The following is an 18,640-nucleotide window of genomic DNA, read 5'->3' as shown; positions in this document are numbered from 1 at the left end:
TTAAATGTAATGGTATGAAAGGTCACTTTTGTCTGATAGCCTAAAGAAAAGAAAAAAAGCGCTTTTTAATGAGTAATTAACGGTATTTCACGGTAAAACCTCCTTACTTGGTGAAGCTAATTGAATAAATCAGATCTGGTATAAATACCCCCTGATCACCATTTCAGGCCACAATACATCAGGTTTTAAAAATCAAATTTTAGTTAAAATCACGAGTGCTCTTCGTATAATAAAATAGCGTAAGAAAAAATTTTAACTGGTACATTTAAGTTTACCATACTTTTAAGTAATTCTGATAAGATCAATGATTCTATGCTGGTATCATTGTTTTGATGAATCAATCATAGTGTAAAGCGCACATTTTACCCCCATGATTAACTGTGAATCACGGTGTTTAACTTACTTCATCAAATACTTATTCATAACTATGTAGTGATACGACATTATCAATGTTCTTAAGCTTTCATTTATAGTCTGAGCTTAAGCAATTGAAATAACACATTTTTAACACTATCCGCTAACCTTAATCACTATGAACCTTAGATATGCAGCATCATTTTGCATAGGTGTGCTCTTATTTTTTGCAGGCTGTTATCCCGATGGACCAGAGTATATAGAAGACCTGGACACGGTAGCCACGCTCCATGATCCTGAGTTTGACTTTACCTCAGTAGGAACTTTTGCCATTCCGGATTCGGTAGTCAAGATCACCGGAAACCTGGAAGAAGGTGAACCTGTAGAATTTGTCAGACAGGTATATGCCTCTACTATTGCTCAGAGCATACGCGAAAACATGGAACGCTACGGCTGGACAGAGGTAGACAGAGAGGACGATCCTGATATGATCATATTACCTTCCGCCATGCAGGTCACTAATATCTATTATGACTATTGGTATTGGGGAGGTGGATATTGGAACTGGTGGTATCCTTATCCCTGGTGGGGCTGGTATTATCCTTACCCGGTGGTTGATATTGATGCATATTCTACGGGTTCAGTTTTTATCCTCATGACCTATCCCGACGGCATTACCGCAGCCGACAATATCCCTGTGGTCTGGACAGGAATATTCAATGGATTACTGGAAGGAAGCACTACCTCAATCAGCTCACGCATCACCAACAATATTGAGCAGGCTTTTGACCAGTCTCCCTACCTTACTGTAAACTAGATCAAAATTATTAAGCATATATATCATGACACGGATTCTCGTACTTACCACATTCATTATAGTATCATGGGCCAGCAGTGTTTATGCACAGGGCTCAGTAGCCGTACAATATTCTGTTAGTTTTCCTACCGGAAATACCGGTGACTATATAAGCAGTACCAGCTTCATGGGAACTACTTTTGATTATAACTACCGTGTTAACCCCAATCTTAGTCTAGGCTTTAGCGCGGGCTGGTATACCTTTTATGAAAGCGAGGATTACGGTACGTATACCTCAGAGGGAGAAGTGCTGGCAATTTCCGGCAAGCTGTATAAATATGTCAATAGTTCTCCGCTGCTCTTTACAGTAGATTACCATATGGCAAGCAGTGGGCCGGTATCACCCTTTATTGGGTTGGGCATTGGGACCACCTACAATCGTCGTGAAACGCAAATAGGCATATTTGATTTGGAGAGTGAAAGCTGGCAGTTTACGCTGGCTCCGGAAGTAGGCGTGGAGATCCCATTTTCAGAAACGGTAGGTGGCTACGTATCGCTGCGGTACAATAACAACTTTGAGTCTGCTGATTTGGATACGCAGTCTTATTTAACTTTAAATCTAGGGTTAGTATTAGGTGCCATTGAGTATTAGCGTAATCTTAATAATCACTAAATATGTACAGCCAGACTTGGGATATGTTGCGAGAAACATAGTTGTCGCCTACAGCTTACATAAATCGTATTGCCAGTGAGACAATTTCATTGAAATTATGAAAGGAATAGTATTTACAAATAACAATCTGAAAGCAAATGAAGACGAAAGCTACATCTTATCTCCTACTGATGGGCATGCTCATTCTGGCGGCATGCTCATCAGGAGTAAATATATCTTCTCAGTATGAGGATGATATTAACTTTAGTGAGTACTCCACTTTTAGGATGCTGCCCGTACAGCATGAGGGAAGCGACCGTTTTGAGTACAGTGATGCCAATCAGCAGCTTGTCAAAAACGCCATTATCAGTGAGTTGGAGTCAATGAACTTTAGCCAGGACGAGAGTAATCCTGATGTGCTGATCCACACTACGGTAGGTATTGAGCAAAAAGCACAAATGCGGGAAAGAACACTTCAGGACGGGGCCTATTACATGGGACAAAGAAACTACTCCTGGTCAGCTTCCGACAGTATTTTAGTAGGCTACTATGATGAAGGTTCACTGATCGTCAATATGATAGACGCGGACAAGAACCAGGTAGTATGGCATAGCACCGCTCAGAAAGCTTTGAAAAACAAACCAGCGGATGATTGGGAGGACAGAGTGAGGCAAGCCGTTGCCGATATATTTGCCAAATATCCCGGAAACCCTAATGCTTCTACCAGTATGAAATAAAACGAAAACCTTAATGACTATGAGACTTACCAATAAAACTTTCATATTCTTTCTCCTGGCCGTCCTAAGCATTCAGGTAGCCTTTGGGCAGATAAAAAGTGACTATGACAAGGATACTGATTTTTCCCAATACAACACCTACGTTTTTGCTGGTTGGGAGCAAAACAGTGATCAGATATTAAATGATTTTGACAAAAAGCGTATTCTGGACGCTATGAAATCAGAGCTTGATGCCAGAGGGATGGAACGGGTAGAAAGTAACGGCGATGCCACAATAACACTGTTTGTGGTTATTAATAATAAGGCCAACACTACTGCCTATACTACTTACAATAATGGATTAGGCTATGCTGGTCCTTATGGATGGGGTTGGGGTATGGGGCCTGGCATGTCAACCTCAACCACCTCTTATAGCGAGAATGATTATCAGGAAGGTACTTTTGTAGTGGATATGTACGATACAGAAGAAAAGAAATTGATTTGGCAGGGGATCATCACCTCAGTAGTAAAAGAGAACCCTGAAAAGAGAGAGAAGTCAATTCCTAAGAAGATCAAAAAACTGATGAAGAAATTCCCGATTGCTCCGGTCAATTAAAAAGCTAAGCTATGAAAATATCCATCTTTAATTACTCCCAAACGCTTGTGTACTTCCTCAGCATGTCCATTTTGGCATGCTGTGTAGCAGCCTGCAGTCAGGCAGAAAAAAGCGAATTGGCTGAAGAGAGCATCACTGCTGTTGAAGAAGAAGGGCCAAATCTGGAGGATGAGCCATGGGTCATTCATGAGCACCAGATCAATCATGTGCCTTTAACTTCCAAAGCAGAAACCGCTCCCTCAACCGAACAAAATGAAGCGGAAGAAACTGAGGGTATGGATGAGGCTTACCAAATATATACAGTTGATATGGTAGAAGAAGAGTTTCTGGAAATTGAATACGAGCCTTTAGAAACTGTAAGTGTGACGGAGATGGTCATTCCTCTTAGCGAAACCCAAACCGTAACAAGCTATTCTAAAAAAGGAAAAGCCAAGGGCGATACCTTACAGGTCATAAGCTCAGGTGATGGTGAGATTGAGCAGATCATCTTTACCCACAAAAAGCACAAAGATACCTATGACGTTAGGGCAGGTATGAGCGGTAAAGAAGTGAAAAAATTGCGCAAAGAGCTCAAGCACATGGTAAAGCACGGACAGGTTTTTCTCTATGACGAGGCTTCCAATATCATGTACCTGATGGATGTGCAGGATGCTATGGGCAATGAGGTGACCTATGCTGAAATTGATACCATGGAAGTGCAAGCTATCATTTGGAAAGACAAAAAGCACCACAATAATTAAACGAATTTAGCCTAATAACTTTCAAAAGGCCAAAGGCATCTGGCAGTAATCATATGTAGACTTGATATGAGAAAACAATTTACTTTAATCCTACTCATCCTGGCCATTTTCAGCAGTGCAGGTTTTGCCCAGCTAAGAAGCCAGCCACGTGCAGGGGCTGCCGGTAGCTGGCGGATGATTGGAAGTGTGCAGGCAAACTTCCGTGCAGATCACGATGTCATCATCGTTAAAGGGCCATTTGATAATTTCAGAAGGATTAAGTTCAAAGTAACAGATGCTCCTCTTAACCTTCATCGTCTGGAAGTGACTTATGATAATGGTGCTCCCGACAAAATAGATGTGAGGCAGAATATCCCTCAGGGAGGCGAAAGCCGGGTGATTGACCTGAGAGGCATAGGCAAAAGAAGTATCCGTAAAATTGAGTTCTGGTATGATACTAAAGGGATATTAAATGGAAAAGCTGATGTCACTGTCTTTGGTATGAAGTAATGCCCCATATGCGAAACAGATTAAGAAATATTAATGAGCGTTTTATTTCCCTCCTGTCCCCCCCGAGAGAGGACATAACCTTTTCCTCTCCAGGCGGAAGGAGGAGGGAGATGTACTTACTTTGCCTTTTGCTATTCATAGGTAGTCTTCATTGTGCAAATGCACAGGAATTTGAAGAAGAAAAAGAGACAGCAAACTATCACCGGCTCACGCTGGTTTTGGGACATGCCAATGTACTGGAAGGCATAAAGGACGGTAAAAAAGAATGGCTGGTGCTGGGCTCCTGGGGCCTTGATTACGACTATTGGTTTCATCCTCAATGGGCAGTGGGTTTACATTCTGATTTGATTGTAGAAAATTTTGAGGTAGAACAGATGGGTGAAGGAGAAACAGTGGGAACATTGGAACGGTCTTCCCCGCTGGCCTCTACATTGGTAGGTATCTTTAAGCCGGGAGAGCATTTTACGATATTGCTGGGAGCCGGGGGTGAGTTTGCCAGAGAAGAGACACTTTTCCTTATTCGTGCCGGACTGGAATACGGATGGGAACTTCCCGGGGAATGGGAACTGGGCGTCAGCCTTATGCAGGATATCAAAGTAGATGCCTACAATTCATGGACCCTGGGCGTAGGTGTCAGCAAAATCTTTGGGAAAGCATTGGAAGAATAGTGATTTGGATAAGTGAAAATGTGCATATGACCAAAGAAGCGAAAACACAAAAACACTAAGATGAAGTCTTACTTATTTATTCTGATTCTAATAATGACTTCTCTGAATGTTTTCGCACAAAACAAGTCTCCTGACCGAAATAAAAAAATGGATATGAGCATATTGAAAGACTCTGTAGATGGTAAGCTTGATGTGAGTAACTTTTTAGTAGATGCTCATGGCTTTATTCCCGTTCCTCAGCTCATTACCGAGCCGGCACTGGGTAATATTGGTTTGCTCTTTGCGCCGGTTTTTATTCAGCCCAACAAAGTGCAGGTAGAGGGACAATACATTCCGCCTACCATCACAGCAGGATTTGTAGGCTATACGGCCAATAAGACCTGGGGCTTTGGCGGCATGCGCATAGCCTCCTTACCCAGATACCACTTGAAATACCGCCTGGGAGCGGTTTATGGGGATGCAAACCTCAGTTTTTACAGAAACATTAGAGTAGTAGGAGAACGGGAGTTTGGCTTCAATTTCAAAACGACTGCGATCTTTGGCTCAGTACTCAGAGAAATTAGCAACAGTGATGTGTTCATCGGATTGGAATATTTGTACCTGTTCAATGATGTAACGCCTGACTTTGGCTTTGAAAACCTGCCGGATTTTGTAGAAGAAAAAGATCTGGAAAGCAACCTGAGCAGCATAGGTATAGACTTAGAGTTTGACAAACGGGATAATGTTTTCACGCCAAATACCGGTTGGTATATCACTACCGATTTTCGGGTGAATGCTTCCTGGACCGGTAGTGATTATGATTATCAGAACCTGAGTATCGCGGCCTTTAAGTTTTTTCAGTTTTCGCCAAACTGGATAAGCGGCTTTCGGCTGGAGACTAAGATTCAAACCGGTGACGCACCTTTTTACATTGAGCCTGCCATTTCGCTACGGGGAGTGCCGCTGGCACGCTACCAGGGGGACCAGACGTATGTACTGGAAACCGAGCAGCGCTACGACTTTACCCTCCGATGGAGCATGGTCGCCTTTGGAGGTCTGGCCAAAGCTCCAACCGATGATATTTCTTTTGATGATGCCCTGTTGGTGCATAATTACGGAACAGGTTTTCGCTACCTGATCGCCCGTAAGTTTGGCTTAAGAACGGGAATAGATGTGGCCTGGTCAAATGACAATTTCGGCTGGTACATCGTATTTGGATCCGCCTGGAATAATAGGAATTGATAGAATAAAAATTATTCAAATAATAGAAATGAACACAATGTATTATACAGTCAAAACTATAGGCCTTTGTTTAGTATCTGTTTTCTTTGTCTGCTCATGTTCGCCCAATACAGAATGGGACACTGAAACCACTACTCAGGAAAGCCAGGCTGATGCGCAAACAGATCCACTGCCCTCCTGGAACGATGGAGAAACCAAAGGTGCCATTATCAGCTATGTGGAAGATGTAACGGACTCCGGCAGCACCAACTTCATAGCAGTGAAAGACCGCATCGCTACTTTTGACAATGATGGTACGCTCTGGAGCGAACAGCCTGCTTATTTTCAGCTCTTTTTTGCGATGGATAGGATCAAAGCGATGGCTGCCGAGCATCCGGAATGGAAAAACCAGCAGCCTTACAAAGCAGTACTGGAAAACGATATGGAAGCACTGATGCAGCAGGGCGAAAAGGGTTTGCTGGAAGTGGTCATGGCAACCCATGCGGGTAATACCTCTGATGAATTTGATAGCATCGTAAAGGATTGGATGTCAACTGCCAGACATCCCGAGAAAAACAGGGCTTACACCGATTTGATTTTTCAACCCATGTTGGAATTGGTACAGTACCTTCAGAAAAATGACTTCAAAACCTTTATCGTTTCGGGGGGAGGCATAGACTTCATGCGCCCCTGGGCCGAGGAGGTGTATGGTATTCCCAAAGACCAGATCGTGGGTAGCTCTATTAAAGTGAAATACGACTACAATGATGGCAATCCGGAAGTTAGGAAAATAGCGGAACTGGATTTTATAGACGATAAAGAAGGAAAACCGGAAGGGATACACAAATTCATTGGCCGCAAACCGGTCTTTGCTGCCGGTAATTCTGATGGTGATTTGCAAATGCTAAGGTGGGCAGATGCCAATGACCTGAAAAGCTTCCAACTCTATGTACATCACACAGACTCAGCCCGAGAGTGGTCCTACGACCGTGATTCGCACATAGGTAAATTTGATGTAGGCCTGGACGAAGCCCAAGAAAAAGGCTGGACGCTGGTAGATATGCAAGAAGACTGGGAAGTGATTTATCCATTTGAAATGCAATAAAGACCTATTGATGAAAAAACTAGCATTACTATTACTTATAATGTTTGTTGGACTGAATCCACTTTTCTCCCAGGAGGAGGCAGATGCTGCTGAGCTGGCGAAAAAGCTGGCCAACCCCATCGCATCGCTGATTTCTGTTCCCCTTCAGAATAATACTGACTACGGTATCGGAGAGCTGAATGGCACACGAAATACGCTGAATATTCAGCCCGTAGCGCCTTTTTCTTTGGGAGAAAATATCAATCTAATTACACGGGTGATTTTACCGGTCATCAGTCAGTATAATATTACGGGAACGGGCGAACATCAAACTGGTCTGGGAGATGCTGTGCTGTCTGGCTTTTTCTCTCCGGTGAATTCATCAAACGTAACCTGGGGGGCGGGACCGGCATTCTTATTACCCATCGGTACCGATGATTTTCTGACGACCAAAAAATTTGGCGTAGGCCCAACGGCAGTGGCACTCAAACAAGTCAACGGCTGGACCATCGGTGGATTGGTGAACCAGATTTGGTCGGTGGCAGGAGATGAAGAACGGCCCGATGTAAGCCAGATGTTTTTGCAGCCTTTTGTGGTATACAACTGGAAGAGTGGGGCTGGTGTAGGAGGTAATATGGAGTGGACCCAAAACTGGATGACTGAAAGCGCCACGGTTTGGCTTAATCCGACGATCAGTGGAGTCACATCCTTAGGAAGTCAAAAGGTGCAGCTGGTAGCAGGGCCGCGGATTAATCTGGCCGCACCGGATGGAGCCAAAGCAGACTGGGGCTGGCGTGCGGTACTCATCCTCCTATTTCCTGCATAAATACTAATAAACCTAAACTCAAATATAATTTATAACACAACTCAAACTTAAATAAACAGTATCATGAAAAAATTTATGTTCACAATTATTGGATGTTTCCTGATGATCTCAGGAATCCAGGCACAAGACAAACCCAATATTCTGGTGATTTGGGGAGATGATATAGGTACATGGAATATCAGTCACACCAACCGTGGTATGATGGGATATCAGACGCCTAATATAGACCGCATAGCCAGTGAGGGCATTTCTTTTACCGATTACTATGCTCAACAGAGTTGTACTGCCGGAAGAGCTGCATTTATCGGTGGAAGTGTTCCGGTACGATCAGGAATGACCAAGGTTGGGCTGCCAGGTGCCGAACAAGGCTGGCAGGAGGTAGATGTGACGATGGCAACCGTGCTTAAAAGCCAGGGCTATGCCACCGGGCAGTTTGGCAAAAATCACCAGGGAGACCGGGACGAACATCTTCCTACCAATCATGGCTTTGATGAATTTTTAGGCAACCTATACCATTTAAATGCTGAAGAAGAACCAGAAAACAGAGATTATCCTACTGGTATGGTGCTTCCCAACGGAAAAACATTTGAAGAGCAATACGGCCCAAGAGGAGTACTTCACACCTATGCCGACGGAAGAATTGAAGATACCGGACCGCTTACCAAAAAGCGCATGGAGACCATTGATGATGAGACTGTAGCTGCTGCCAAAGCTTTTATAAAAAAGCAAAATGATGCTGGCACACCCTTTTTTGTTTGGTGGAATGGTACACGTATGCACTTTCGTACCCATGTAAAAGAAGAACATAAAGGCCTCTCCGGGCCAAGCGGCGATGAGTACCACGATGGCATGGTGGAACATGACATGCACGTAGGTGAGCTTCTTGATTTGCTTGATGAATTGGGCATTGCCGATAACACCATGGTTATGTACTCTACCGATAATGGTCCCCACTATAATACCTGGCCGGATGCCGGTACCACTCCCTTCCGTAGTGAGAAAAATTCAAACTGGGAAGGCGCATACCGGGTACCTGCTTTTGTACGTTGGCCCGGCCATTTCCCTGAAGATGTGACCTTGAATGGAATTGTAGCACATGAAGACTGGTTGCCCACTTTTGCTGCTATGGCCGGAGCAACAGATATTAAAGAGAAACTAGCCAATGGTGTTACGCTCAATGGCCGTGAATACCGTAACCATATTGATGGTTATAATATGCTTGATTACCTGGAAGGTAAGACTGATGAGTCTCCTCGTAAGGAGTTCTGGTATGTAAATGATGATGGGCAGGTCGTGGCGGCCCGATATAACGATTGGAAGGTAGTATTTCTGGAAAACCGGGGTGAAGCATTTGGGGTTTGGAGAGAGCCATTTGTTGAGTTACGTACACCGCTCCTGTTCAATCTGCGTCGCGACCCTTTTGAGAAAGCACAGCATAACGCAAATACATATGATGATTGGTTTCTGGATCATGCCTTTGTATTGGTGCCCATACAGGGACTGGCAGCTCAGTTTTTACAAACGATGCAGGAATATCCGCCCAGCCAGAAACCAGGATCATTTAACCTGAGCAGTATAGAAGAAAAACTGAGACAGCAGGGAGGAGGTCTCTGATCAAGCGTTTTTCAACTTAAATGAACAGTATTATGAAAAAAGTAATGTTTACCCTATTAGGGTGCTTCCTGATGATCTCGGGAATCCGAGCGCAAGACAAACCCAATATCCTGGTCATCTGGGGAGATGACGTCGGCTGGAGCAATGTTGGCTTTAATAATGATGGATTAATGGGCTATGAAACGCCTAACATTGACCGCATTGCTAAAGAAGGAGCGAAATTTACCGACTGGTATGCCCAGCAGTCCTGTACTGCCGGAAGGGCGGCTTTCATTTTAGGACAGCATCCTTTCCGTACAGGTCTATTAACTATTGGTATGCCAGGTTCTGAGCAGGGTATACAGGATAAAATGCCTACCATAGCCGATCTACTTAAACCACAGGGTTATGTATCAGGCCAGTTTGGTAAGAATCACCTGGGAGATAGGGATGAACACCTGCCTACTGCTCATGGCTTTGATGAATTCTTCGGTAATTTATATCACCTAAATGCGGAAGAAGAACCGGAAAGTTATTATTATCCTCAAGACCCTGATTTCAGAGAAAAATTTGGTCCCAGGGGAGTATTGAGAACTACTGCTGACGGCCCCATTCAGGATACCGGACCATTAACCAAAAAGCGTATGGAGACCGTGGATGAGGAGTTTGAAGCTGCGGCCCTAGATTTCATTGAAAAGGCGCATGCCGACGGTAAGCCTTTCTTTGTATGGCTAAATGCTACCCGTATGCACGTATGGACCCACCTGAAAGAAGAAAGCCAGGGTGTAACAGGGATTGGCCTTTATGCCGATGGTATGGCAGAGCATGACAAGGCGGTAGGACGTGTGCTGGATAAACTGGATGAACTGGGCATCACTGATAATACCATCGTGATGTACTCTACCGATAATGGCGCGGAGAAATTCACCTGGCCTGATGGCGGTACTACTCCTTTTGCCGGGGAAAAAGGTACAACCTGGGAAGGTGGTTTCCGTGTACCCTGCGCTATTCGTTGGCCGGGTGTGATAGAGCCAGGTACTGTTTATAATGAAATCTTTTCTCATGAAGATATGATGCCAACGCTGGTAGCGGCTGCCGGAGAGCCTAACATCAAAGAAAAGCTGCTGAATGGCTACCAGGCTAATGGAAAAACCTTTAATCAGCATTTGGATGGTTATAATTTGATGCCTTTCTTTAAAGGAGAAGTAGATGAATCACCCAGAAAAGAGATTTTCTACTTTGATGCGGGTGGAAATATGAATGCCATAAGGTATCAGGATTTTAAACTACACTTTACCATCATGGAAGGCTCAATAGCAGAAGCTTACCGTAAATCTCCCAGTTGGCCTATAGTGATCAACCTGAGAGCTGATCCTTACGAGGTATCTTGGAATTCCGCGCTATATACCAGATGGTATGCCGATAATATGTGGATGTTCGTGCCAGCTCAGCAGGTGGCGGCCAATTTCCTGGCTTCTTTTAAAGATTATCCGGCTGTAAGAGGGTCTTCTTTATCCATTGATGAAGTAGTGGAAACCATGACCTCCCGACCGGGGAATTGATCTTTTACACTACGAATTGAGCAATCAATTTTTAAAGGTGGGGCCTCGGCAGTGGTCCCCACCTCTTCAGGAAAGCACAAGGAAATTATGGTGTTTACCTTAAACAAAAAGCGATGGAACTGAAAACGAGGATAATTGATAGAAACAGTTTGTATGATGAGGTTTCATTAATTAATGATATGCCTCTTTGTGAGGTGGGGGTAGATCTGAAAGAAGACCCACCCCTAACCCCTCCAAGGAGGGGAATAACGCGAGGCAAAAACTCTCCTCCTTGGAGCCGCAATGGAATTGATGGTTAGGGGGTGGGTAAAAAATGCTATATTAAAGAAATGAGAAGAAAAATAATACCCTATAACCCAAAGCTGAAAGAGCTGTCCAGAAAACTTAGAAAGAATATGACGCTTTTAGAAGTATTTCTCTGGCAGGAACTCAAAGGCAAACAGATGTTGGGGTATGATTTTGACAGGCAAAGACCCATTGATCATTTTATTGTGGACTTTTACTGCAAGGATTTGATGCTGGCGATTGAAATAGATGGAGATAGTCATTTTCATGATGAAGCGCCAGCAAAAGATAAAATGAGACAAGAAAGACTGGAATCCTTTGGTGTACACTTTTTGAGATTTGATGACTTGGATGTGAAACAGAATATGGGCTTTGTGTTGGATACAATTCAGGAGTGGATTATAGAGCAAACTGGTGCGGAGGTAAAAGCCCCCAATAAAACAGATAACTACATATACCTAAACTTAAAGTCATGCCACAAGATATCTTAACGTCGCAGCAGGCCATACAGGAACTCAAAAGCCGGATGTCTGCCTCCATCATCGGGCAGGATCAATTGATAGAGCGCATCATCCTGGTACTCCTGTCGGATGGAAATATGCTACTGGAGGGTTTACCAGGCCTTGCCAAAACAAGGGCCATCAAAACCCTGGCTAAGGAGCTGGACTGTGGCCTGAGTCGTATACAGTTCACACCAGATCTGCTGCCTTCTGATATTACGGGTACGGAAATCTACCAGCCTGAGCTGAAAGAGAAATTTATATTCCAGCAGGGACCTATTTTCAGCAACCTGATTCTGGCCGATGAAATCAACCGTGCTCCGGCCAAGGTGCAATCTGCATTGCTGGAAGCGATGGAAGAAAGACAGGTATCCGTTGCAGGTAAAACCTACAAAATGGACCCGCTCTTTATGGTGATGGCTACTCAGAACCCGGTAGAGCAGGAAGGAACCTACCCATTGCCTGAAGCCCAGATGGATCGTTTTCTGATGCACGTGGTCATCAGCTATCCTGATGATGCTTCTGAATTGGCCATCCTGAGATTGAATAGGGAAGAACAGGTTCAGCATGGGCAGAAGAAAGAAGAGCAACGCATGTCACCCGAATTAGTCTTTGAAGCCCGCAAGGAAATCGCCAGAGTCAAAATTTCAGAAAGCATGGAGAAATACATCGTGGACATCATTGCGGCAACTCGTTATCCTGAGCGCTACACTGAACAACTGGATAGCTGGATAGACTACGGAGCCAGTCCCCGGGGCAGTATCGCCCTGGACCGGGCCAGCCGTACCCACGCCTGGATGCACAGTAACGATTTTGTGTCACCGGATAATGTGAGAGCGGTAGTGCATGACTGTCTGCGTCACCGGATGATATTGAGCTATGAGGCCAATGCCGATGGCATTACTCCTGATCATGTGCTGGATGAAATTCTCAAACAGGTAGCTGTAGTAGGTTAAGCCAAAAGCAAAGTCATGAAAAAAGCGGAACATTATCCACCCGAAGTTTTTACCTCACTCAAAGCGTTGATGGCCATGGAGCACTTTGCCCGAAACTTCAGCTTTCTGGCGCGTAAGCAGAAGGTAAAAAGTGTGCTGAGTGGCAGGCATGCCTCCAAACTCCGTGGCCGTGGACTGGACTTTGAAGAAGTGCGGCATTATGTAAAAGGAGATGATATCCGCAATATTGACTGGAAAGTCACCGCCCGTACCAAAGAAACCCATACTCGGGTTTTCAGCGAGGAAAAGGAAAAACCAGCGCTGATCATCGTAGACCAGACGAAGTCCATGTTTTTTGGTTCACAGAAGCGTACCAAGTCAGTTGTCGCTGCTGAGTTGGCAGCGCTTGCTGCTTTCCGGGTACTTAAGCAGGGAGATAGAGTAGGGGGAATTGTGTTTGCCGACCATGGTATTGATATCGTTTTTCCCAAGCGTGACCGCAGAAACATTTTGCGTTTTCTGGAAAAAGTAGTCACTCGCAATCATGAACTGGCCCACTCCAGTCCGGTGAAGTTTGAAGATGCCCTCAGGGAAGTTGGCCTTAAAGCCAGAAACATCGTCACCCATGATTTTTTAGTAGTAATCATCAGCGACTTCCATCGCTACTCCCCCAAAGTGAGTAAGTTTATCAGTCAGATCGCTCAGCATAATGACGTGATTCTGGCCAAAGTGAGTGATCCGTTAGAACGTGATATTCCTGCTACCCAATTCGTAGCGGGTGATGAGCAGACCCAGGTGAGCATTAATGGCAAGCGGCAAAACTTAAGAGAGCAGTTTGCCAGCGGCTTTGATGAGGACTATCAGGCGTTTAAAAGCCAGATGAAAAAGTACCGGATACCCCTGTTTATGGTAGATACTCTACAACCGGTAGATGAGCAGTTGAAAGAAATCTTTAAAGGCAATAAAAGATGAAAGCGTACCAGGATAGTCTTTCTAGCAACATCTCGCAGGATACGCTCATCACTGAACGTACATCGGTAGAACTGGGAGCACTCTATGAGCCACCTCCGGTAGCCTTCAGCTTTGAGCCTATAGGATGGAGCATACTGGCCGGTATCATTGTACTGGCAATACTGCTAATGGCTTTTTTCCTGATCAGAAACTATATCAAAAACCACTATCGCCGTGAAGCCCTGCACGCACTTGAAGATATGCAAAACAACGGCACAGCTTTTACCCAAATTTTTGTACTGCTCAAGCAGGTAGCCCTGAAAACTTTTGGCAGAGAAAAGGTAGGCAGACTCTATGGCAAAGAATGGTTGCAGTTTTTAGAAAAGACCGGCAAAGATGTGAAGATGCTGGCCTACGAAAAGCAGTTTGAGGATGTGCTTTACAAAGGAAAAAGACTTTCAGAGAGTCAGCAAAACGAGCTATTGTTCAACGCCAGAAAATGGATCAAAACACATGGAAATACCCGCTAATTTTGAACTCGCCTACCCCTGGGTATTTTTTCTGCTGCCCCTGCCGCTGCTGTTGTACTTCCTGCTGCCGCCTCTGCGCATGAAAAGTGCCTCCGTCCGGCTGCCCACCTATGAGAAGGCCTTAGACTATACCGGACAAAAGCCCCGCAAGTCAGCCCTGGTGAAGCGGAGAGGCTTGCTTAACTGGCTGGCTATGACACTGTGCTGGGTGTTGGTACTGGCTGCCCTTTCATCTCCCCAACTGGTAGGTGAGCCGGAGCTAAAGGTTAAAACCTCACGTAACTTCCTCATTGCTGCCGATATTTCATTCAGCATGGCCACCAAAGACTGGGAGATTGACAATCAAAAAGTGAGACGCTGGGATGCTGTCAAAGATGTGATGCATGAATTTATCCGGAAAAGAGAAGGTGACCGGATGGGGCTGATCTTCTTTGGTTCCAGTGCTTACATACAGGCTCCCTTTACACCCGATCTGCAAACCGTAAGCCAGATGCTGGAAGAGGCGGACGTAGGCATGGCCGGGCAGATGACCCACATTGGCAAAGCCATTACCAAAGGAGTAGGCATGTTTGAAAAAGACACCATAGAAACCAAAGTGATGCTCCTGCTTACCGATGGCGTAGACGCGGGTACCGACATTCTTCCGCTGGATGCCGCAGATCTGGCCAGAGAAGATACGGTCATCATCTATACCATAGGCATTGGCGATCCCAATAGCGGTAATTCTGATCTGGATGAAAAGACGCTGGAAGAAATCGCCGACATGACCGGAGGACAATACTTCCGTGCCATAGACGAAGCCCGGCTACAGGAAATTTATACTGAAGTAGATAAGCTGGAACCCATAGAGTACGAAGAAGAGGAAAACCGTCCAGTGACTTTGCTGTATCAGTATCCACTGGCAGCAGCAGTAGCCCTATTGCTGTTTACCTCTTTTTTTGCCAGCCTCATCAATGCCTTTAAGAAAAGTACCAGAAAGGAGGAAGCCTATGTTTGATGATTTATTTCCCATAGACTGGGTTGCTTTCCATTTTCTGAGGCCCAAATTTCTCTGGCTGATGTTGCCAGTGGCAGTGGTGCTATTTATCGGCTTGCTCAGCATCAGGCAGGAGATTCGGTGGAAAGCGATTATCGCACCACACCTGCGGCCCTATGTCATACAGAAGGGTAGCGAAAAAATTAAGCTATGGATGTACCTCAGCGGCTTTGTGGCTTTAAGTCTGGGGGTATTGGCCCTGGCTGGACCTACCTGGAAAAAAATAGAGCTGCCTGGACAGGAGCTAGAAACCCCGATGGTGATCCTGCTGGATTTGTCACAAAGTATGCTGGCAGAAGATTTACAGCCTAGCCGCCTGGAACGCGCTAAGTTCAAAATCCACGATCTGCTCAATCACAACCCACAGGCTAGGGTAGCTTTGATTGGATTTGCTGGTACTGCCCACACCATTGTGCCCCTGACCGATGACTATGACATTATCCTGAGCCATATTGACGGACTATCGCCTTCAGTGATGCCCTTCCCCGGCTCTGATCTGGAGGCTGCCCTGCTGCTGGCCGATACGATCATGTCGGTGACCGATGCGCCGGGTTCTGTGCTGATACTCTCAGATGATTTTAAGGAAGCACAGTTTTCACTCCTTCAAAACTACACACAAAGCTCAGGGAACAATGTACAAATCCTGGCTATGAATACCGAGATGGGTAGTGAAGTACCGGGAGCCCGTGATACTGATGGCAATGTTGTGTATTCAGCTCTTAACACTCCGGTACTTTCTCAATTTTCTTCCCTGGAAGCGATCAAAGTCCATCGTCTCACCCTGGATGATAGCGATGTGGAAATGATCAGCAAAAGCATCAGCGATAATCTGATGTTTACCGAACAGCCGGAAGAAAAGGATGATGACTGGCGGGATGCCGGGTTACTACTGGTCATTCCGATGGCGGTCTTTATTCTGTTGTGGTTCCGCAAAGGTTGGGTGCTGTATACATTGAGTGCGTTACTTTTTTCTTCCTGTGCTGAGGTTAGCAGCTTTGAAGACCTGTGGTATACTGCCGATTATCAGGGGCAGAGGCTAAGTGAGAAAGGAGAATATGAGGAAGCAGCTATGCGCTATGATGATCCTATGCGCAGAGGGGTGGCCTATTACAAAGCCGGTGAATATGAGGATGCCGTTCGTGCATTTAGCGAAGATACTACTGCCAACGGAGCTTACAATCTGGGCCTGGCCTACTTCCAAAATGGAGATACTGCGGCGGCAATGCTGGCTTTTGGCGAAGCCTTAGAATTGGACCCTGACAACGCACAAGCCAAACAAAGCCAGCAGCAACTAGCGCAATTGACGGGTGGTACTGAAGAACTCAGTCCTGAAGAAGCCCAGGAAGCGCAAAATTCAGAAGAAGAGGGGGCAGCCAATAATCAACAAAACGACAGTCCGGAAGACCTGGGCGGAGGCGGACAGGAAGCTACTCAAGAAGACATGGAAAAGCAACGTCTGGAAGAAACCGTTGCCACCGATATCCGCAAAGCTAAAGAGATGGACGAAGTGCCCGAAGATGTTGGAGGTCAAATCCAGCAGGACAATAGCAAGGTGCTCATGCGCAAAGTAGATGATGACCCTTCGCTATTTCTGAAAAGGAAATTTGAATATCAGGTGAAAAAGGAAAACATAAAACCCAAGGCTGATGCAAAGAAGTGGTAACTTTCTACCAACCCCCCCGGTCTGTGTCTCACAGACCGGAACCCAGCAGTATCTCAAAAGGACTGTTGGTCACAGACCCTGGAGAAAGAAGTTCATGGTTTTATTGGTTACTTTACTATTGTGGCTTATCAGCAGTGAAGCGCTACTAGCTCAGCGAGTATGGAGTCAGGTGAGTCTGGATCGCAGCAGCACGTATGTAGGGCAGCCAGTAGAAGTCCGTATTACGGTTTATACTTCCACCTGGTTTACCGCGGGTATTGACCCTGGCAATATCAAAGTGAATGGAGCTTTCACGGTATACTTCCGTCCGGTCAGCCGTTCGTTTCAGCAGGATGGACAGAATTATGCCGGAGTAGAGCTTATCTACCATGTATTCCCTTTTGAAGATGAGGGTGTGATTTTTCCTTCCCTGGAGATAGCAGTAGAAACACCTCCCGAAGGAGACTTTAAAGGGGTGAGAAGAACTTTGAAAACTGCTGAGAAGCAGATCAAGGTGAAGCCTGTACCGCCAAACTTTAGCGAATCGCAGTGGCTGGTCGCTACCGGTTTAAGCGTGACTGACCAATGGAGAGGTAACCGACAAGAAGTAAAAGTGGGGGATGTGCTGGAAAGAAGAATTTCCCGTACCGCCTATGGCACAGTGGCCGAGTTGATTCCTCCCATTGCCTGGGACAGTCTCTCAGGAGTAAGTGAATATCCGACACGAAGTACGGTTGAAAACCAGAGGACTAAGACAGCCATCAGTGCTACTCGTACTGAAACCATGCGCTATCTTTTTGAAAAAGAAGGCGAAGTCATCTTACCGGAAATGGTCTTTACCTGGTACAATCCCTACCGCCAGAAATTGTATAAACGGACATTGGAAGAAGTTAGGCTTGAGGTACAGCCCAATCCTGATCTGGGTGTGCTGGCCAGTATTCGTGATTCGCTGGAGCAGGAAATGGTTCTGCAAGAAGAGGCTGAGGCAGAAGAAGAACCCCTAACGATTCTGGGCATGTCGCCCAGGAAGTTTTTGCTGCTGGCAGTATTAAGCCTACTGGCACTTTATCTGCTTTTTCTGATCACACGCAAATTGTTTCACTGGGCGAAAGTAAGAAGAGGACAATACCTAAAATCGGAAGCCTATTACTTTCATCAGTTCAAAAGGGCAGTAAGACAGAAAAAGTCTAGGCTGATCATACAAAGTCTGTACCGCTGGATAGATGAGTTAGAACTTGATGAACCCAGTGCTCAAGCCTTTGCTGAGAAATATGGTTCTCCGGCATTGCAGCAAGAGGTAATACTACTGGAAAGTCAATACAAAGAGGGCAAAGCCTGGTCGGTACTGGATATCAAGGAGTGGAAAAAGGCCAGGAAAAAATACAAAAACAGAGAGGTTGAGACTACTCAGGATTGGCAGTTGGCGTGGATCAATCCAACAGCATAAATACATTCAATTAAAGAT

General features: G+C 45.3%; 19 protein-coding genes. All 19 read left to right on the top strand.

What is annotated here, in order from left to right:
• Nucleotides 1-532 precede the first annotated feature (532 nt).
• On the top strand, nt 533-1,171 hold the full coding sequence (locus tag WJR50_RS16690) for a DUF4136 domain-containing protein (RefSeq protein ID WP_341294448.1): 639 nt from the start codon (nt 533-535) through the stop codon (nt 1,169-1,171).
• 25 nt (nt 1,172-1,196) lie between these two features.
• On the top strand, nt 1,197-1,802 hold the full coding sequence (locus tag WJR50_RS16685; RefSeq protein WP_341294447.1) for an outer membrane beta-barrel protein: 606 nt from the start codon (nt 1,197-1,199) through the stop codon (nt 1,800-1,802).
• A 158-nt stretch (nt 1,803-1,960) separates the two neighbouring features.
• Nucleotides 1,961-2,539, top strand: coding sequence for a DUF4136 domain-containing protein (locus WJR50_RS16680; RefSeq protein WP_341294446.1), 579 nt, complete (start codon nt 1,961-1,963; stop codon nt 2,537-2,539).
• A gap of 19 nt (nt 2,540-2,558) precedes the next feature.
• Nucleotides 2,559-3,134 (top strand): DUF4136 domain-containing protein, encoded by a 576-nt coding sequence (locus tag WJR50_RS16675; RefSeq protein WP_341294445.1) that lies wholly within the window; start codon nt 2,559-2,561, stop codon nt 3,132-3,134.
• 11 nt (nt 3,135-3,145) lie between these two features.
• On the top strand, nt 3,146-3,874 hold the full coding sequence (locus WJR50_RS16670; RefSeq protein WP_341294444.1) for a hypothetical protein: 729 nt from the start codon (nt 3,146-3,148) through the stop codon (nt 3,872-3,874).
• A gap of 66 nt (nt 3,875-3,940) precedes the next feature.
• On the top strand, nt 3,941-4,363 hold the full coding sequence (locus WJR50_RS16665; RefSeq protein ID WP_341294443.1) for a DUF2541 family protein: 423 nt from the start codon (nt 3,941-3,943) through the stop codon (nt 4,361-4,363).
• A gap of 8 nt (nt 4,364-4,371) precedes the next feature.
• Nucleotides 4,372-5,031 carry a hypothetical protein gene (locus tag WJR50_RS16660; RefSeq protein ID WP_341294442.1) on the top strand — a complete coding sequence of 220 codons (660 nt, stop codon included), beginning with the start codon at nt 4,372-4,374 and terminating at the stop codon, nt 5,029-5,031.
• A 153-nt stretch (nt 5,032-5,184) separates the two neighbouring features.
• Nucleotides 5,185-6,252, top strand: coding sequence for a BamA/TamA family outer membrane protein (locus WJR50_RS16655; protein WP_341294441.1), 1,068 nt, complete (start codon nt 5,185-5,187; stop codon nt 6,250-6,252).
• Nucleotides 6,253-6,280: 28 nt separating this feature from the next.
• A complete protein-coding gene (locus tag WJR50_RS16650) occupies nt 6,281-7,336 on the top strand; it encodes an HAD family hydrolase (protein ID WP_341294440.1) in 1,056 nt (351 codons plus the stop codon).
• Nucleotides 7,337-7,346: 10 nt separating this feature from the next.
• Nucleotides 7,347-8,141, top strand: coding sequence for a hypothetical protein (locus tag WJR50_RS16645; RefSeq protein ID WP_341294439.1), 795 nt, complete (start codon nt 7,347-7,349; stop codon nt 8,139-8,141).
• Between the two features lie 63 nt (nt 8,142-8,204).
• Nucleotides 8,205-9,755: an arylsulfatase gene (locus tag WJR50_RS16640; protein WP_341294438.1), complete on the top strand. Its 1,551-nt coding sequence runs from the start codon at nt 8,205-8,207 to the stop codon at nt 9,753-9,755.
• A 32-nt stretch (nt 9,756-9,787) separates the two neighbouring features.
• Nucleotides 9,788-11,296 carry an arylsulfatase gene (locus WJR50_RS16635; protein ID WP_341294437.1) on the top strand — a complete coding sequence of 503 codons (1,509 nt, stop codon included), beginning with the start codon at nt 9,788-9,790 and terminating at the stop codon, nt 11,294-11,296.
• A gap of 329 nt (nt 11,297-11,625) precedes the next feature.
• A complete protein-coding gene (locus WJR50_RS16630) occupies nt 11,626-12,072 on the top strand; it encodes an endonuclease domain-containing protein (protein WP_341294436.1) in 447 nt (148 codons plus the stop codon).
• Nucleotides 12,054-13,037: an AAA family ATPase gene (locus tag WJR50_RS16625; RefSeq protein WP_341294435.1), complete on the top strand. Its 984-nt coding sequence runs from the start codon at nt 12,054-12,056 to the stop codon at nt 13,035-13,037. Before WJR50_RS16630 ends, WJR50_RS16625 begins: the two co-directional genes overlap by 19 nt.
• A 15-nt stretch (nt 13,038-13,052) precedes the next feature.
• Nucleotides 13,053-13,988 (top strand): DUF58 domain-containing protein, encoded by a 936-nt coding sequence (locus WJR50_RS16620; RefSeq protein ID WP_341294434.1) that lies wholly within the window; start codon nt 13,053-13,055, stop codon nt 13,986-13,988.
• Complete coding sequence (locus tag WJR50_RS16615; protein ID WP_341294433.1) at nt 13,985-14,497, top strand: DUF4381 domain-containing protein; 513 nt, start codon at nt 13,985-13,987, stop codon at nt 14,495-14,497. Before WJR50_RS16620 ends, WJR50_RS16615 begins: the two co-directional genes overlap by 4 nt.
• On the top strand, nt 14,481-15,494 hold the full coding sequence (locus WJR50_RS16610; protein WP_341294432.1) for a VWA domain-containing protein: 1,014 nt from the start codon (nt 14,481-14,483) through the stop codon (nt 15,492-15,494). Before WJR50_RS16615 ends, WJR50_RS16610 begins: the two co-directional genes overlap by 17 nt.
• Nucleotides 15,451-17,196 (top strand): vWA domain-containing protein, encoded by a 1,746-nt coding sequence (locus WJR50_RS16605; protein ID WP_341294431.1) that lies wholly within the window; start codon nt 15,451-15,453, stop codon nt 17,194-17,196. The genes WJR50_RS16610 and WJR50_RS16605 overlap by 44 nt, the downstream gene beginning before the upstream one ends.
• Entirely contained in the window at nt 17,180-18,622 is a 1,443-nt protein-coding gene (locus WJR50_RS16600; RefSeq protein WP_341294430.1) for a hypothetical protein, read from the top strand. Before WJR50_RS16605 ends, WJR50_RS16600 begins: the two co-directional genes overlap by 17 nt.
• The last annotated feature ends 18 nt before the right edge of the window (nt 18,623-18,640 follow it).

This window comes from Catalinimonas locisalis (assembly GCF_038039535.1).
Classification (GTDB): Bacteria; Bacteroidota; Bacteroidia; order Cytophagales; family Cyclobacteriaceae; genus Catalinimonas.
Note: the sequence above shows the minus strand (reverse complement) of the source record. Positions and strands in the feature narration are given on the sequence as shown.

Excerpts from the sequence above, each read along its gene's own strand:
- WJR50_RS16690 (WP_341294448.1), top strand. The coding sequence starts at position 533 with ATGAACCTTAGATATGCAGCATCATTTTGCATAGGTGTGCTCTTATTT.
- WJR50_RS16685 (WP_341294447.1), top strand. The coding sequence starts at position 1,197 with ATGACACGGATTCTCGTACTTACCACATTCATTATAGTATCATGGGCC.
- WJR50_RS16680 (WP_341294446.1), top strand. The coding sequence starts at position 1,961 with ATGAAGACGAAAGCTACATCTTATCTCCTACTGATGGGCATGCTCATT.
- WJR50_RS16675 (WP_341294445.1), top strand. The coding sequence starts at position 2,559 with ATGAGACTTACCAATAAAACTTTCATATTCTTTCTCCTGGCCGTCCTA.
- WJR50_RS16670 (WP_341294444.1), top strand. The coding sequence starts at position 3,146 with ATGAAAATATCCATCTTTAATTACTCCCAAACGCTTGTGTACTTCCTC.
- WJR50_RS16665 (WP_341294443.1), top strand. The coding sequence starts at position 3,941 with ATGAGAAAACAATTTACTTTAATCCTACTCATCCTGGCCATTTTCAGC.
- WJR50_RS16660 (WP_341294442.1), top strand. The coding sequence starts at position 4,372 with ATGCGAAACAGATTAAGAAATATTAATGAGCGTTTTATTTCCCTCCTG.
- WJR50_RS16655 (WP_341294441.1), top strand. The coding sequence starts at position 5,185 with ATGAGCATATTGAAAGACTCTGTAGATGGTAAGCTTGATGTGAGTAAC.
- WJR50_RS16650 (WP_341294440.1), top strand. The coding sequence starts at position 6,281 with ATGAACACAATGTATTATACAGTCAAAACTATAGGCCTTTGTTTAGTA.
- WJR50_RS16645 (WP_341294439.1), top strand. The coding sequence starts at position 7,347 with ATGAAAAAACTAGCATTACTATTACTTATAATGTTTGTTGGACTGAAT.
- WJR50_RS16640 (WP_341294438.1), top strand. The coding sequence starts at position 8,205 with ATGAAAAAATTTATGTTCACAATTATTGGATGTTTCCTGATGATCTCA.
- WJR50_RS16635 (WP_341294437.1), top strand. The coding sequence starts at position 9,788 with ATGAAAAAAGTAATGTTTACCCTATTAGGGTGCTTCCTGATGATCTCG.
- WJR50_RS16630 (WP_341294436.1), top strand. The coding sequence starts at position 11,626 with ATGAGAAGAAAAATAATACCCTATAACCCAAAGCTGAAAGAGCTGTCC.
- WJR50_RS16625 (WP_341294435.1), top strand. The coding sequence starts at position 12,054 with ATGCCACAAGATATCTTAACGTCGCAGCAGGCCATACAGGAACTCAAA.
- WJR50_RS16620 (WP_341294434.1), top strand. The coding sequence starts at position 13,053 with ATGAAAAAAGCGGAACATTATCCACCCGAAGTTTTTACCTCACTCAAA.
- WJR50_RS16615 (WP_341294433.1), top strand. The coding sequence starts at position 13,985 with ATGAAAGCGTACCAGGATAGTCTTTCTAGCAACATCTCGCAGGATACG.
- WJR50_RS16610 (WP_341294432.1), top strand. The coding sequence starts at position 14,481 with ATGGAAATACCCGCTAATTTTGAACTCGCCTACCCCTGGGTATTTTTT.
- WJR50_RS16605 (WP_341294431.1), top strand. The coding sequence starts at position 15,451 with ATGCCTTTAAGAAAAGTACCAGAAAGGAGGAAGCCTATGTTTGATGAT.
- WJR50_RS16600 (WP_341294430.1), top strand. The coding sequence starts at position 17,180 with ATGCAAAGAAGTGGTAACTTTCTACCAACCCCCCCGGTCTGTGTCTCA.